Origin of the sequence: Microbacterium sp. NPDC077184, assembly GCF_040687055.1 — a bacterium.
In the GTDB taxonomy this organism is placed as follows: Bacteria; Actinomycetota; Actinomycetes; order Actinomycetales; family Microbacteriaceae; genus Microbacterium.
This window is the reverse complement of record NZ_JBFBMM010000002.1, coordinates 431,886-446,235: the sequence shown is the minus strand read 5'-3', so window position 1 is coordinate 446,235 and position 14,350 is coordinate 431,886. Positions and strand designations below refer to the sequence as shown.

The 14,350-nt window shown below is 70.1% G+C and carries 14 protein-coding genes; 12 read left to right on the top strand and 2 right to left on the bottom strand.

The window, feature by feature from the left end; genetic code table 11:
- Positions 1-33: 33 nt before the first annotated feature.
- From AB0O93_RS06790 to AB0O93_RS06745, 10 genes are all read left to right on the top strand, one after another.
- Complete coding sequence (locus tag AB0O93_RS06790; RefSeq protein WP_363341729.1) at positions 34-408, top strand: DUF3040 domain-containing protein; 375 nt, start codon at positions 34-36, stop codon at positions 406-408.
- 168 nt (positions 409-576) lie between these two features.
- Entirely contained in the window at positions 577-1,008 is a 432-nt protein-coding gene (gene mraZ / locus AB0O93_RS06785) for a division/cell wall cluster transcriptional repressor MraZ (RefSeq protein WP_053547267.1), read from the top strand.
- A gap of 101 nt (positions 1,009-1,109) precedes the next feature.
- Positions 1,110-2,063 carry a 16S rRNA (cytosine(1402)-N(4))-methyltransferase RsmH gene (gene rsmH / locus AB0O93_RS06780; RefSeq protein ID WP_363341727.1) on the top strand — a complete coding sequence of 318 codons (954 nt, stop codon included), beginning with the start codon at positions 1,110-1,112 and terminating at the stop codon, positions 2,061-2,063.
- Entirely contained in the window at positions 2,060-2,659 is a 600-nt protein-coding gene (locus AB0O93_RS06775) for a hypothetical protein (protein ID WP_363341725.1), read from the top strand. Before rsmH ends, AB0O93_RS06775 begins: the two co-directional genes overlap by 4 nt.
- 32 nt (positions 2,660-2,691) lie before the next feature.
- On the top strand, positions 2,692-4,479 hold the full coding sequence (locus AB0O93_RS06770; RefSeq protein WP_363341723.1) for a penicillin-binding protein 2: 1,788 nt from the start codon (positions 2,692-2,694) through the stop codon (positions 4,477-4,479).
- A gap of 25 nt (positions 4,480-4,504) precedes the next feature.
- Complete coding sequence (gene murF / locus AB0O93_RS06765; protein ID WP_363341721.1) at positions 4,505-5,917, top strand: UDP-N-acetylmuramoyl-tripeptide--D-alanyl-D-alanine ligase; 1,413 nt, start codon at positions 4,505-4,507, stop codon at positions 5,915-5,917.
- A complete protein-coding gene (gene mraY, locus AB0O93_RS06760) occupies positions 5,914-7,026 on the top strand; it encodes a phospho-N-acetylmuramoyl-pentapeptide-transferase (protein WP_363341719.1) in 1,113 nt (370 codons plus the stop codon). The genes murF and mraY overlap by 4 nt, the downstream gene beginning before the upstream one ends.
- Entirely contained in the window at positions 7,023-8,570 is a 1,548-nt protein-coding gene (murD, locus tag AB0O93_RS06755) for a UDP-N-acetylmuramoyl-L-alanine--D-glutamate ligase (RefSeq protein WP_363341880.1), read from the top strand. The genes mraY and murD overlap by 4 nt, the downstream gene beginning before the upstream one ends.
- On the top strand, positions 8,527-9,771 hold the full coding sequence (gene ftsW / locus AB0O93_RS06750) for a putative lipid II flippase FtsW (protein ID WP_236968543.1): 1,245 nt from the start codon (positions 8,527-8,529) through the stop codon (positions 9,769-9,771). The genes murD and ftsW overlap by 44 nt, the downstream gene beginning before the upstream one ends.
- A gap of 32 nt (positions 9,772-9,803) precedes the next feature.
- Complete coding sequence (locus AB0O93_RS06745; protein WP_363341716.1) at positions 9,804-10,901, top strand: glycosyltransferase; 1,098 nt, start codon at positions 9,804-9,806, stop codon at positions 10,899-10,901.
- Here the strand turns inward: AB0O93_RS06745 and AB0O93_RS06740 are convergent.
- Together AB0O93_RS06740 and AB0O93_RS06735 are read right to left on the bottom strand one after the other, a co-directional pair.
- Complete coding sequence (locus AB0O93_RS06740) at positions 10,891-11,274, bottom strand: GntR family transcriptional regulator (protein WP_363341714.1); 384 nt, start codon at positions 11,272-11,274, stop codon at positions 10,891-10,893. The genes AB0O93_RS06745 and AB0O93_RS06740 overlap by 11 nt on opposite strands.
- The gene (locus tag AB0O93_RS06735) at positions 11,271-11,681 is read right to left on the bottom strand and encodes a hypothetical protein (protein WP_363341712.1); all 411 of its coding nucleotides are present in this window, start codon (positions 11,679-11,681) and stop codon (positions 11,271-11,273) included. The genes AB0O93_RS06740 and AB0O93_RS06735 overlap by 4 nt, the downstream gene beginning before the upstream one ends.
- Positions 11,682-11,781: 100 nt before the next feature.
- Between AB0O93_RS06735 and murC the strand changes: the two genes are divergently transcribed.
- Both murC and AB0O93_RS06725 read left to right on the top strand, forming a co-directional pair.
- Positions 11,782-13,194: a UDP-N-acetylmuramate--L-alanine ligase gene (gene murC, locus AB0O93_RS06730; protein WP_363341710.1), complete on the top strand. Its 1,413-nt coding sequence runs from the start codon at positions 11,782-11,784 to the stop codon at positions 13,192-13,194.
- A 3-nt stretch (positions 13,195-13,197) separates the two neighbouring features.
- Positions 13,198-14,187: an FtsQ-type POTRA domain-containing protein gene (locus tag AB0O93_RS06725; RefSeq protein ID WP_363341708.1), complete on the top strand. Its 990-nt coding sequence runs from the start codon at positions 13,198-13,200 to the stop codon at positions 14,185-14,187.
- Positions 14,188-14,350 lie beyond the last annotated feature (163 nt).

Here is a 14,350-nt window from a genome sequence, read left to right as displayed (position 1 = left end):
AATCGACGAACCACAGCCTTTAGAGGGGGACGCATGCCACTCTCCGAACAGGAGCAGCGCCTGCTCGATGAGATGGAACGCCATCTCATGCGGAACGACGCCGACGTCGTCAGTGCGCCTCGTGACGGACGCACGCTCAGTTACCGGAACATCGTCTACGGCACGATCCTCGTGCTGTTGGGCCTCGGCGGACTCATCGTCGGCGTCTCGCAGCAGCTGATCGTGGTGGGCGTGATCGGGTTCGTCGTCATGCTGGGCGGTGTGATCTTCGCGGTCACTCCGGGCAAGGCGTCCGGCAAGGCGCCGGTCGAACCCGATGTCTCACGAGCCCGAGCGCCGAAGCAGAGTTCGGCATCCTTCATGGACCGCATGAACGACCGTTGGGACAAGCGTCAAGAAGGACGCTGACCCTCCTCGCTCCCACGAAAAGAGCACCGACCTTCGGGTCGGTGCTCTTTTTTGTGCGCCGTGGAGGGAGGGGGTGGATCTCGGGGTGGGATTGGGTATCAAAGTGGAGGAAAGTGGAGTAAAGTGGCGTGAAACTTCGGGGCCGGACGAAGGGGGTGGGATGAGCCGATGCTGCTGGGCACGCACACTCCCAAACTCGACGACAAGGGTCGCGTCATCCTTCCGGCAAAATTCCGCGACGACCTCGGGGACGGCGTCGTGGTGACCCGCGGGCAGGACCGCTGCCTCTACGTCTTCTCCACCGCCGAGTTCGAGCGCGTGCACGAACGCATCCGCGAGGCCCCCCTCGCGAACAAGCAGGCGCGGGACTTCCTGCGCATGTTCCTCTCCGGCGCCAGCGCGGAGAAGCCGGACGGGCAGAACCGCATCACGATCCCCGTGCCCCTCCGCGCATACGCGGGTCTCGGAAAGGACCTCGTCGTGACGGGCGTCGGTGCGCACGCGGAGATCTGGGACGCAGAGGCCTGGAACGCCTACGCCGAAGCGAATGAAGAGACGTTCGCCGAGCTGGAGCAGGAGGTGATCCCGGGACTCTTCTGAGCCCTCGACCGTGACTCCCAGCCGCTTCGCCCTGACGCACTTCCCCGGCGCCAGGTCAGAGCGGATGGGGATCAGGGCCGAGGAACGGAACCCCTTTCACCATGAATCTCCGCGACATCCACACCCCCGTCCTCCTCGAGCGCTGCGTCGAGCTCCTCGGCCCCGCCCTCGAGCCCGACGGCGCGCTCCTCGTGGACGCCACCCTGGGCATGGGAGGACACGCCGAAGCCTTCCTCGACCGTTTCCCGCGCGCCCGTCTGATCGGACTCGACCGGGACCTCGATGCTCTGCGGATCGCGGGGGAGCGGCTCTCGCGCTTCGGCGACCGCGTGCACCTGGTGCACACGGTGTACGACGGCATCGGGGACGCAGTGGCGTCCGTGGGCCTCGGCGCGCCGACGGCGATCCTCTTCGACCTGGGCGTCTCCTCCCTCCAGCTCGATGTCGCCGACCGCGGCTTCGCCTACTCCCGCGATGCACCGTTGGACATGCGGATGGATCAGAGCGCCGGGATCACCGCCGCCGAGGTGGTCGCCACCTACGGCGAGGGGGATCTTCGCCGGATCTTCGAGCGGTACGGGGAGGAGAAGCTCGCCGGACGGTATGCGCGCGCGATCATCGCCGCGCGGAACGAGGAACCCATCGAACGGTCGGGTCGGCTCGTGGACATCCTCGTCGCCGCCACCCCGCACGCCGTCCAGCGGGCCGGGCACCCCGCCAAGCGCGTCTTCCAGGCGCTGCGGATCGAGGTCAACCGTGAGCTCGCCGTCCTCGAGCGAGCGATTCCCGCCGCGCTGGAGATCCTGCCCGTCGACGGCCGGATCGTCGTGCTGTCGTACCAATCCCTCGAGGACCGCCTCGTCAAGCGCGAGTTCGCGGCGGTCTCGGCGTCCACCGCCCCGCGTGGCCTGCCCGTCGAGCTGCCCGAGCACGCGCCCCGCTTCCGGCTGCTTTCCAAGGGCGCAGAACTCGCGACCGAGGAGGAGCGGGCGGTCAACCCCCGCGCGACTCCCGTGCGCCTACGCACCGCCGTCAGAATCCGGGAGGACGCATGAGTGCCGCCGCTCAGCCGTGGGGGTCGGCGCTTCCTCACCGCGCCCCCGACGCCCGACCGGACGGCATCCGCCCGCTCCGCGTCGTGGACGCGCCCGCGCGTCGCCGTCGCCCGCGGCGTGCGTTCGGCGTCATCGCCGTCGTCGGCGCCTTCGTGATCGCCGGGGCGCAGATGGCCTTGTCGATCCTCACGACCCAGGGCGCGTACGAAGTGGCCGCCCTCACTCAGCAGCAGCGCGATCTGACCTACCAGTCACAGATCCTCTACGACGAGGTCGCGGGCCTGTCCTCGCCCCAGTACCTCGCGGCCAACGCCTCGGCACTCGGCATGGTGATCGGCGACGCGCCCAGCTACCTCCGGCTGAGCGACGGCGCCTTCCTCGGGGCAGGGGAGATGGCGGGGGGATCCGCCTCGATCGATGCCGCCACGCGGGGAAGCGTGCCCAACGCCCTGATCACGGGAACCCCGCTCGTCACCGATCCGGACGCCACGATCGCCGGGGCCCCCGTGCTGGACGCGGTCATGGGTGCCGACGGCACGGTCTCCGACACGCCGCCGCCGATCACCGACGGGTTGCCCACACCGACCACACACTGATCCCACCGGCCCGCCACGACGATGCGAGAGACATGACCACCCGCACCACCCGCAGCCCGCGCAGGCGCACCGTCGTCGCGCTCGCCGTGGTCCTCGCGGTGCTCGCGGGCTTCATCGTGCGTCTGGTCGACATCCAGATCGTCAACGCCGACGAGCATGTCGCTGATTCGATCGAGAACGCCCTCGGCGGCTCGCAGACGCTCTACGGCGCGCGCGGCGAGATCGTCGACGAGCAGGGAGACACCCTCGCCGGCAGCATCCTCCTGTACGACTGCCAGCTCGACCCTCTCCTCATCACGCAGATCGACACCCAGATCCTCGACGGCACCTCCTCCCGACGCCCGTGGATCGAGGTCTCCGAGGACGTCGCGGAGATCACCGGGCAGGATGTCGCGGCCGTCCGCGCCATCGTCGCCGATGCGCTGGCGGAGAACCCGGACTCGCGCTTCGCCTACCTCGAGCGCCGCGTGACCACCGAGCAGTACCGGTCGCTGGCCGACCTTTCGATGCCGTACATCGTGTGCGTGCCGCACCCGGCCCGCGCCTACCCCGACGGCGCGGTGGCGGGCAACCTCATCGGATTCGTGGGATCCGACGGCACCGCGCTCGAGGGCTACGAGCTTTCCGCGAATTCCTGCCTCGCCCCGACCGAGGGGTCGCGCACCTTCCAGAGGGGCAAGGACGGCGTCCTGATCCCGGGCACCGAGAAGGTGCAGCCCGCCGAGGACGGCGGCACCCTCGCCCTCACCATCGACCGCGACCTCCAGTGGTATCTCCAGCAGCTCATCGGCGAGCAGGTGCAGGACATGGGCGCACAGCGCGGTGGCATCCTCGTCGTGGAGACGAAGACCGGGAAGATCCGGGCGGCGGCGGAGTACCCGAGCGTCGATCCCAACGACCCCCTCGCGAGCGGGCCCGACGACCGAGGCAACTGGATCTTCCGCGGCACGTTCGAGCCGGGGTCGACCTTCAAAGCCCTCACCGCCGCCACGGTCGTGGACGCCGGGGGGCAGAACACCGAGTCGACGGTCGTCGCGTCGAGCCAGGAGACCTTCGCGAACGGGGCGCGGGTGCGCGACGCCTTCGCCCACCCCGCCTACGCCTACACCCTCACCGGCGTCCTCATCGACTCGTCCAACGCGGGCATCTCGAAGTTCAGCGAGAAGGTGGACGCGCAGACGCGGTACGACTACTTCCAGAGGTTCGGCATCGGGGAAGGCAGCGCCGTCTCGTTCTACGGCGAGGAACAGGGCGTTCTGCGCCCGTCCGACCAGTGGGACAACCAGACGCTCTACAACACGTCGTTCGGACAGGGTCTGACCACGACGATGCCCGAGCTCGCCGGGGCGTACGCGGCGATCGCCAACGACGGCGTGCGGGTGCCGCTCTCCCTCGTCGAATCGTGCACCGCCGCCGACGGGACGGTCACGAAGCCCGACCTGCCCGCGCCGGAGCGCGTCATCAGCGAGGATTCCGCGTCGCAGGTGCGGGCGATGCTCGAGAACGTCTTCCTGCAGGCCTCCTATTCGCCGCAGGTCGCGATCCCCGGATACCGGGTCGCCGGCAAGACCGGAACGGGTGAGAAGGTCGACCCCGTGACCGGCGGCTACAAGTCCGGCGTCTACTACACCTCGATGGTGGGATTCGCCCCCGCCGACGACCCCGAGTACCTCGTCGTGGTCACCCTCGACGAGCCGACGAAGGTAACATCGTCTGCGGCCAACGCGACGGCGTTCCAGAAGGCCATGACCCAGGTCCTCAAGACCTATCGCGTCATGCCCTCCACGACGTCGCCCGAGGTTCTGCCGAAGTTCGGATGAGCACTCCGACCCGGCCGGAGAACACATGATCCCTCTCACCATCGCCCAGATCGCCCGCGCCACCGCCGGCGACCCACTCCTCTCCGGTGACGACATCCTCGACACCGTCGTGTCGGGGGCGGTCGACACCGATTCCCGCCTCATCGGCCCGGGCGACGTCTTCGTCGCCAAGCCGGGGGAGACCACCGACGGGCATCGCTTCGTGGCGACGGCGGCCGAGGCGGGGGCGGCGCTCGCGCTGGTCGAACGTCCCGTGGATGCTCCGCTGACGCAGATCGTCGTCGCGGACGCCGTGGCGGCGCTGGCGGATCTCGCCCGCGCCGTCGTGGCCGACGTCCGGCAGCGCGGCGATCTGCGCATCGTCGGCATCACCGGATCGAACGGCAAGACGACGACGAAGAACCTTCTCGCCCGGATCCTCGAGGGCGAAGGAGAGACCGTGTCGCCCCGGGCCTCGTTCAACAACGAGGTGGGGGCGCCGCTGACGATGCTCCGCGTCGGTGCGGACACCCGGTATCTCGTGAGCGAATTCGGTGCGAGCGCGCCGGGCGAGATCGCCCGCCTCGCAGGTCTCGTCCACCCCGACGTCGGCATCGTGCTCATGGTGGGGATGGCGCACGCCGGCGGGTTCGGCGGCATCGAGGCCACGTTCCACGCCAAGTCCGAACTCGTCCGCGCGGTCCGGGCCGGCGGACTCGCCGTCCTCAACGCGGACGACGCCCGTGTCGCGGCGATGGCACCCATCGCCGCGGAGGGCGAGGTGAACGTGCGGTGGTTCGGCCGCGGCGCCGACGCCGACGTCCGCGCCGAAGCCGTCGAGGTCACCGCATCCGGCACCCACTGCACGGTGGTGGCGGACGGCGTCTCGGCGCCCCTGCACCTGCGCGTCCTCGGCGAGCACCACGTGATGAACGCCCTCGCCGCGATCGCCGCGGCAACGGCTCTCGGGGTGAGTCTCACCGACGCCGTGGCGCGCGTGGAGACGCTCGAGCTCGCCGAGCGCTGGCGTATGCAGCCCCTCGGGTCCGAGCGGGTGCGCATCATCAACGACGCCTACAACGCCAGCCCCGACTCCATGGCCGCCGCGCTGCGGACCCTCGCGCAGATCACCCGCCCCGGCGAGCGCACGGTCGCCGTCCTCGGCGCGATGAGCGAGCTGGGCGAGTATGCGGAGGACGAGCACGACCGGATCGGGCTCCTCGCGGTCCGCCTCGGCATCCAGCGCATCGTCATCGTCGGACCCGAGGCGCGACGCATGTACCTCGAGGCGATCGCACAGGGGTCCTGGGATGGCGAGGCGGTCTTCTTCGCCACGGCGGACGAGGCGTACGACTACCTGCTCGGCGAGCTGCGAGACGGGGATCGCGTGCTGGTGAAGTCCTCCAACTCGGTGGGGCTGCGGTTCCTCGGCGACCGTCTGGGAGAATCCTTCTCGTGAGATCCCTTCTGACCGCGGCGGCGATCTCGCTGGCATTCACCCTCTTCCTCACCCCCGTCTTCCTGAGGCTCTTCCGACGGTGGGGCTGGGGACAGGTGATCCGGACCCCCGAGAACCTGCACAACCCCAGCCACGGGGCGAAGCGCGGAACGCCCACCATGGGCGGCACGATCTTCATCGTCGGCACGATCGTCGGCTACCTCGTCGGCGGCTACACCGGGAACAACCCGCCCACCATCTCCGGTCTCCTCGTCCTCTGGCTCATGCTCGGCTTCGGCACCGTGGGGTTCATCGACGACTACATGAAGGTGCGGCAGCAGCGGAGCCTGGGTCTTTCAGGCTGGCGGAAGATCGTCGGGCAGATCCTCGTGCTCGTGCCGTTCGCGATCGTGGCGCTGAACTTCCCCAATCAGTGGGGTCAGACGCCGGCATCCCCGTACATCTCGGTCTTCCGCGATGTGCCCGTGCTGTCCTTCATGGTCCTCGGACCCATCCTCGGCTGGCTGCTGTACCTCGCGTGGATATCCTTCATCGGCACGGCGTTCTCGAACTCCGTGAACGTCAGCGACGGCCTGGACGGCCTCGCCGCGGGCGCGGGCATCTTCGTCGCGGGCGCATACAGCCTCATCGCCTTCTGGCAGTTCAACCAGGCGTGCTGGGGTGGTGAGGCACTCTCCGCGAGCGCCCAACCCGCGTGCTACGCGGTACGGGACCCCTTCGACCTCGCGATCGTCTCCGCCGCGTTCGTCGGTGCGCTCGTCGGCTTCCTCTGGTGGAATGCGCCCAAGGCGAAGGTCTTCATGGGAGACGTGGGCTCGATGGCGATCGGCGGCGTCCTCGCCGCCATGGCGATCCTCACCCGCACCGAACTGCTCGCGGTCCTCGTCGCCGGCGTCTACGTCATCGCCTCCGGTTCGGTGATCCTCCAGCGCGCGTACTTCAAGGTGACCCGCGGAAAACGCCTCTTCCTGATGAGTCCCCTCCACCATCATCTCGAGATGCGCGGCTGGCCCGAGATCACGATCGTGGTGCGGATGTGGATCATCGCCGGGCTGCTCGCCGTCTCGGGCGTCGGCTTCTTCTATGTGGAATGGCTGACCCGCACATGAGCGCCGAGCGTCTGCAGGGGCTGACCAGCTGGTACGCGGACTGGACGGGTCTGCGCGTCGCCGTCCTCGGTCTCTCGGTCACCGGCTTCTCCGTCGCCGACACCCTCGCCGAACTCGGCGCCGAGGTGCTGGTCGTCAGCGAGGGCGCCGACGAGCAGTACGCGCGCCTCCTTCCGGTCATCGGTGTCGCGGCATGGACCGGACCGCTCGACGAGGTTCCGGACGACCTCGTGGCGTTCGCCCCCGACGTGGTCGTCGCCTCGCCGGGATTCGCGCCGAACCATCCACTCGTGCGATGGGTGGAGGAGACGGGGATCCCCCTCTGGGGTGACGTCGAGCTCGCCTGGCGCGTGCGCGACAAGGTCGTCCGTCCGGACGGGCGCCCGGCGGACTGGGTGCTCATCACCGGCACCAACGGGAAGACGACGACCACGCGTCTCACGGCCACGATGCTCGTCGCCGGCGGCCTGCGCGCCGCTCCGGTCGGCAACATCGGGACTCCGGTCCTCGACGCGATCCGCGACCCCGGAGGCTTCGACGTCCTCGTCGTCGAGCTGTCGAGCCACCAGCTGTGGTACCTCGGTCGCCAGGACTCTCCCGAGCCGGTCTCACCGCACGCCGCGGTGTGCCTGAACCTCGCTGCCGATCACCTGGAGTGGCACGGTTCCTACGACGCGTATCGTGACGCCAAAGCCCATGTCTACGACCGGACCCGCGTCGCGTGCGTCTACAACAAGGCGGATGCCGCCACCCGCGTCATGGTGGAGGACGCCGAGGTCGTCGAGGGTGCGCGCGCCATCGGTTTCGATCTGGGAGTCCCCGGCCCGAGCGACCTCGGCGTCGTCGACGGCATCCTGGTCGACCGTGCCTTCCTCGAGGAGCGGCGGACGAGCGCTCTCGAACTCACCACGGTCGCCGAGCTCGACGAAGCGGGGCTGGCGGCCCCGCACATCGTCTCGAACATCCTGGCCGCGGCGGCCCTGGCACGCTCACTCGACGTCGAGCCCGCCGCCATCCGCGACGCCCTCCGCTCCTTCCGGCTGGATCCTCACCGCATCGAGATCGTCGCGCGGCACGCCGGGATCACCTGGGTCGACGACTCGAAGGCGACGAATCCCCACGCGGCGGGGTCCTCGCTCGCCGCCTATCCGGGAGCGGTCTGGATCGTGGGGGGACTCCTCAAGGGCGTCGACATCTCCGAGCTGGTGGCCGCCCGCGCGTCGTCGATCACCGCGGTGGTCGTCATCGGGGAGGACCGTACCGCCGTGGTCGACGCGTTCGCGCGACACGCGCCGAAGGTGCCCCTGTTCGAGGTGGTCGCCGCTCAGACTGAAGACGTCATGGCGAGGGCCGTCGAACTGGCCGCCGGGATCGCGCGTGACGGCGACGTGGTCCTCCTCGCGCCGGCCGCGGCCTCCTTCGACCAGTTCTCCTCCTATGCAGACCGCGGGCGCAGATTCGCCGCGGCGGTGCACGATCGGATCCGGACGGGAGCGCAGGGTGAGCACGACGCATCCCCGGAACCTCCCGACCTCGGCCCCTGAGCCCGAGCGTCGCGGGCTTTCCGCCCGGGTCAGCCTCGGCCGCGTGTTCGCGCCCGTGCCGAGCGAGTTCCTCCTCATCGCCTCCACGGCGCTGCTGCTGACCCTGTTCGGGCTCGTGATGGTGCTGTCGGCGACCTCGGCGACGACGACCGCGGCGGGGGTGGCGCCGTGGGACGCCGCCGTCAAACAGCTCGTCTTCGCGGCGCTCGGCATTCCGCTGATGTTCATCGCCAGTCGGCTGCCGCTGGCCTTCCTCAAGCGCATGGCGTGGCCGGCGCTCATCGGCGCGACGGTGCTGCAGCTCCTCGTGTTCACACCCCTCGGCGTCTCGAACGACGGAAACCGCAACTGGATCAACATCGCCGGCCTCCAGGCGCAGCCGTCGGAGTTCCTCAAACTCGCCCTCGCGCTGTGGGTGGGGTACGTGCTCTATCGCAAGCAGACGCTCATGGCGCTGTGGCGTCACGTCTACATCCCGCTCGTGCCGGTGGCGGTGCTCGTGATCGCCACCGTTCTCGCCGGTCACGACCTCGGCACGGCGATGATCCTCGCGCTGCTGGTCCTCGGCGCCCTGTTCTTCTCCGGGGTCCGACTGCGCATCTTCGTCCTCCCCGCGCTCGGCGCCGCAGCGGCGGTGGCATACCTCGCCGTCGCGAGCCCCGACCGCATGCGGCGCTTCATGAGCTTCCTCAACACCGATTGCCTCTCGGATTACCTGAACGACTGCTACCAGCCGCTGCACGGCATGTGGGCGCTGGCCGGGGGCGGAGTCTTCGGGCTCGGGCTCGGGAACTCGCGGGAGAAGTACGACTGGCTCCCCGCGGCGGCGAACGACTACATCTTCGCCATCGTCGGCGAAGAGCTCGGCCTGATCGGCTGCGCGGTCGTGCTCGGTCTCTTCGCCCTCTACGCGGTGGGCGCCTTCCACATCATCCGCAAGACCGACGACCCCTTCGTGCGGATCGTCTCGGGGGCGATCACGGTGTGGATCGTCGGACAGGCGCTCATCAACATCGGCGTCGTGCTCCGCGTCTTCCCCGTCCTCGGAGTCCCGCTGCCCTTCATGTCGCAGGGGGGCACGTCCCTCATGTCGGTGCTGCTCGCGAGCGGCGTGTTGCTGGCCTTCTCCCGAACGCTGCCGGACGTCGCACGTCGGCGGGAAGCCGCGATCGCGGCGGCACGACGCCCCCGGACGCGCTGAGCTCACATCGTCCCGCCGGTAGGGTCGATGCGGTGACGACGTATCTTCTGGCCGGCGGCGGGACAGCCGGACATGTCAACCCCCTGCTGGCCCTGGCGGACGGTCTGCGCGAGCGGGAACCCGACGCGCGGATCCTCGTCTTGGGGACCCGGGAGGGTCTGGAATCCCGCCTCGTGCCGGCGCGCGGGTACGAGCTGCTGATCGTCGACAAGGTGCCCTTCCCGCGCCGCCCGGATCGCGCCGCCGTCGGGTTCCCCGCGCGCTTCCGTCGCGCGATCGGTCAGGTCCGCGAGCACATCCGCGCGCATGGGGTCGACGTCGTCGTCGGGTTCGGCGGCTATGCGGCGGCTCCGGCCTACGTCGCCGCGCGTCGGGCCGGCATCCCCGTCGTCGTGCACGAGGCCAATGCCAAGCCCGGCCTTGCGAACGTGCTGGGCGCCCGCCGGGCCGCCGCCGTCGGGATTGCGTTCGAGGGGACGCCGCTGCGCGGCGGTCGTTTCGTCGGGATGCCGCTCCGGCGCGAGCTGGTCGATCTCGACGTCGAGGCCGTGCGCCCGCGCGCGGCCATGGATCTGGGGCTCGACCTCGACCGCCCGACGCTGCTCGTCTTCGGCGGATCTCTCGGCGCGCAGCGATTGAACGAGGCGTTCGGCGAGGGACACGACGCCGCGTGGCGGGACGTCCTGGACGCCGGGTGGCAGCTCGTGCACGTGACGGGGGAGCGGTCCGAACTCACCGATCCCGGTGTCCGCGGCTACGTCGTCCGCCGCTACATCGACAGGATGGACCACGCCTTCGCGGCGGCGGACTTCGTCGTCTCGCGCTCCGGCGCGGCCACGGTGAGCGAGATCAGTGCGCTCGGCCTCCCCGCGGTCTACGTGCCCTACGCCGTCGGGAACGGGGAGCAGGCGCTCAACGCGGCATCTGCCGTGGACGCCGGCGCCGCCGTCCTCGTGGACGACGCGGGGTTCGACGGCGACTCGGTTCGGCGCGACATCCTGCCTCTGCTTCGGGATTCCCCACGTCGCGCCGCGATGGCCGACGCCGCAGCGCGCGTGGGCACCCGAAACGGCACGGAGAATCTGATCGCGCTGGTCGACGAGGTCCTCGCGGCGCGCGTCAAGAAGTGACGGGACCGCCGTCCGCGGCGGGCGATCGCAGCGCGGCGGTCACCAGGTCGACCGTGGTGGCCGCATCCACCCGCAGTGCCCGCATCTGCGCCACGAAGTCGGCGGCTGCGCGTTGCGCACGTCTCTCGATCTCGTCGCCGCGGGGAGCGACGAAGGTTCCGTTGCGGCCTCGCGTCTCGATGAAGCCCGTCGACTCGAGTTCGCGATAGGCGCGCGCGACGGTGCCGGGAGCGATGCCCAGATCCTCGGCGAGACGACGGACGGTGGGGAGTCGGGATCCGGGCGCCAGCTCGCCCGACACCATCGCGTCGGTCATCTGTGTGCGGAGCTGCTCGAACGGAGGCACCGGGGAGCGCGGGTCGATGACGATCACGCCTGTCTCCCGTCGGCGGTCGCTCGCGGCGCGCGGGGGAGGAGATCCGCGCGGAGTCGGCCCTGTCCGACCGAGTACAGCACCTGGAGCGCCGGAATGCCCCACCAGGGGAACAGGCCGAAGACAAGGAGTCCCGCGCCGGACCAGACCGGCGGGACGAGTCCGAGGACGCCGGCCGCGAGCATGGAGGCGGTCATGCCGGCCGAGACGAGGAGCACATCGGGTGTGCACGTCCGCCATACGGCGGTGGTCAGCACGACGGCGACGAGGGTCGAGGTCAGGCTCACGACCGGACCGCGCCGCACCCGCGCGATCACGGCGCCGTGCGCCGAATCGGACCCGAACGGCAGTCGCGCGCGTTCCGACAGTCGATGCGCCTGGATCGGGTCGCCGAGATCGATGGCCATGACTCTTTTGTACCATCCATGTATCAATGTGTCGATACAGGCATCGCTCTCCGCGCGCCCACAGGGGAGGCGGAGCGAGCGGACCTAGGATTGTCGGGCCATGATCAGACCCGACCTCAGCCTTCCGATCCCCGATCGCATCGATGCCGCCCACTTCATCGGGATCGGCGGTTCGGGCATGTCCGGACTGGCGCGCATGTTCCTCGCGCGCGGCATCCGCGTCTCCGGGTCCGATCGTGCCGACAGTGCGGTTTTGCGCGAGCTGGCGGCGCTCGGCGCGGACGTCCACATCGGTCACGATGCCGCCCACCTGCCCACGGATGCCGACACGGTCGTCCACACCGGCGCGATCTGGCCCGAGAATCCCGAGCTCCTGCTCGCCCGGGAGCGCGGACTGGCCGTGATCCACCGTTCCCAGGCGCTGCACTGGCTCATCGGCGGTCGACGCCTGGTCGCGGTCGCGGGGGCGCACGGGAAGACGACGTCGACCGGCATGGTCGTCACCGCCCTCCAGGGCCTCGACGTGCACCCGACCTTCGTCAACGGCGGTGTGATCGCGCAGCTCGGGGTCTCCAGCGGAACAGGATCGGACGATCTGTTCGTGATCGAGGCGGATGAGTCCGACGGGACGTTCCTCCTCTACGACACGGCGGTCGCCCTCGTCACGAACGTCGACCCTGACCACCTCGACCACTGGGGCTCGCGCGAGGCGTTCTTCGACGCCTTCGTGCGCTTCGCCGACCGCGCGTCGGAGGCGGTGGTGATCTCGGCGGACGACCCCGGCGCGCGAGAGGTGCGGGCTCTCCTGTCCCACGGGCGGGTGATCACCTTCGGCGAGTCGGAGGACGCCACGGTACGCGTCCATGACGTCGTCACCGAGGGCGGGCTCCGCTTCTCCGTGACGGCGGACGGACACACGGTCCACGCGGCGCTGCCGGTGCCGGGAGTCCACAACGCGATCAACGCCGCGGGCGCGGTGGCGGTCCTCGGTGCGCTCGGTATCGGGTTCGAGGATGCCGTCCGCGCCGTCGAAGGCTTCGCCGGAACGGTGCGGCGGTTCGACCTGCACGGGGTGCGTCGCGGTGTCAGCGTGTACGACGATTACGCCCACCACCCGACCGAGGTGGAGGCGGCCCTGACGGGTGCGCGCAGCGTGGTCGGCGACGGCCGCATCATCGCGATCCAGCAGCCGCACACGTATTCGCGGACCCAGGAGATGTACCGCGAGTTCGCGCAGGTGCTCGAGGCGTGCGCCGATCACACGGTCATGCTGGATGTCTACGGTGCCCGCGAGGACCCCGTGCCCGGTGTGACGGGCGAGCTCGTCAGTGGCGCATTCCGCGACCCTTCGGCGGTGCACTATGTGCCCGATTGGCAGCAGGCGGCCGACTACGCCGCGTCCGTGGCGCGCGAGGGCGATTTCATCATCACCCTCGGGTGCGGCAACGTGAACCTCATCATCCCCCAGGTCCTGGGTGCGCTCGAGGACGTCGGCGACCGAGGCGGGCGCTGAGGCATGCGCCGGCCGACGCCCCTTCCGCCGCCGGTCGACGACGGCGGCGTTCGGCGCGATCGGCCGGAGGATTCCCCGACGGCGGAGAGTGGCGCCCTAGAGGGTGCCGGCACGCCGACGGAGGAGTCGATCCTCGCCACGGTGATCCCGTTGGAGGCGGCGCCGTCCTCGCTGCCGTCGGCCCCGCCGCCGACGTCTTCGGAGGATGTGCGGGTGCAGGCCCCCGGTCCGGTGCGCATGAGGGACGTGTGGCGTGCCGCGCGAGCGCGGCGGAAGGCCCTGCGCGCCGAGGTCCGCCGGTTCACGGTGCGGCAGCGGCGACGGCGCGCGGTGTGGTTGGGCGCGTGCGGTGCGGTGCTCCTCCTGGGTCTCGCCACCCTCGGCGTCGCCTACAGCCCGCTGTTCGCGGTCGAGCAGGTGCGGGTGATCGGCGCCGAGCAGTTGGACGTGGCACGGGTCGAGGCCGCCCTCGGCGATCAGATCGGGACACCGCTGCCCCTCGTGGACGCGGATGCCGTGCATGAGGTGCTCGCGGAGTTCCCCCTCATCGAGACCTACGCGATCGAGGCGCGTCCGCCGCATGAGCTCGTGGTCCGCGTCGTGGAGCGCACGCCCATCGGCGTCTTCGAGAGCTCCTCCGGGTTCACCCTCGTGGACGCGGCCGGGGTGGTGCTGTCCACGACGGCCGAGTCCGGGCCCGGGACCCCGATCCTGCGGATCGACGGGGGTGCGCAGGGGGACGCGTTCGATGCGGCCGGACGTGTGGTCCGCTCCCTTCCGGCGGACATCGCCGCACAGGTGACCGAGGTGGAGGCATCGACCGCGGACGACGTCACCCTCGTTCTGGGCGCGACCGACACGCGGGTCGTGTGGGGGAGCGCCGAGGACTCCGGGCTGAAGGCCGTGGTCCTCGAGGCGGCGATGACCGCCCGCCCGCCGGCGGACGTCCGTGTCTACGACGTCTCGTCCCCGTCATCCGTCGTCTTCAGCTGACGGGAGCGGGGACATCCGGGGGCGATGTCGCGACACGCCCAGGTCGCTCCGGGCGCGGTGGGGAGCGCGGCCTACCTTCGACCTAGGAATTGCATACCGGGTAATTCTTTATACCTCAACGAGAAGTTGAAGGTTACGCAGGTTTAGGGCGCTACGGAGGCCG

Excerpts from the sequence above, each read along its gene's own strand:
- murF (WP_363341721.1), top strand. The coding sequence starts at position 4,505 with ATGATCCCTCTCACCATCGCCCAGATCGCCCGCGCCACCGCCGGCGAC.
- AB0O93_RS06775 (WP_363341725.1), top strand. The coding sequence starts at position 2,060 with ATGAGTGCCGCCGCTCAGCCGTGGGGGTCGGCGCTTCCTCACCGCGCC.
- AB0O93_RS06725 (WP_363341708.1), top strand. The coding sequence starts at position 13,198 with ATGCGCCGGCCGACGCCCCTTCCGCCGCCGGTCGACGACGGCGGCGTT.
- murD (WP_363341880.1), top strand. The coding sequence starts at position 7,023 with ATGAGCGCCGAGCGTCTGCAGGGGCTGACCAGCTGGTACGCGGACTGG.
- AB0O93_RS06790 (WP_363341729.1), top strand. The coding sequence starts at position 34 with ATGCCACTCTCCGAACAGGAGCAGCGCCTGCTCGATGAGATGGAACGC.
- mraZ (WP_053547267.1), top strand. The coding sequence starts at position 577 with ATGCTGCTGGGCACGCACACTCCCAAACTCGACGACAAGGGTCGCGTC.
- rsmH (WP_363341727.1), top strand. The coding sequence starts at position 1,110 with ATGAATCTCCGCGACATCCACACCCCCGTCCTCCTCGAGCGCTGCGTC.
- murC (WP_363341710.1), top strand. The coding sequence starts at position 11,782 with ATGATCAGACCCGACCTCAGCCTTCCGATCCCCGATCGCATCGATGCC.
- AB0O93_RS06735 (WP_363341712.1), bottom strand. The coding sequence starts at position 11,681 with ATGGCCATCGATCTCGGCGACCCGATCCAGGCGCATCGACTGTCGGAA.
- AB0O93_RS06770 (WP_363341723.1), top strand. The coding sequence starts at position 2,692 with ATGACCACCCGCACCACCCGCAGCCCGCGCAGGCGCACCGTCGTCGCG.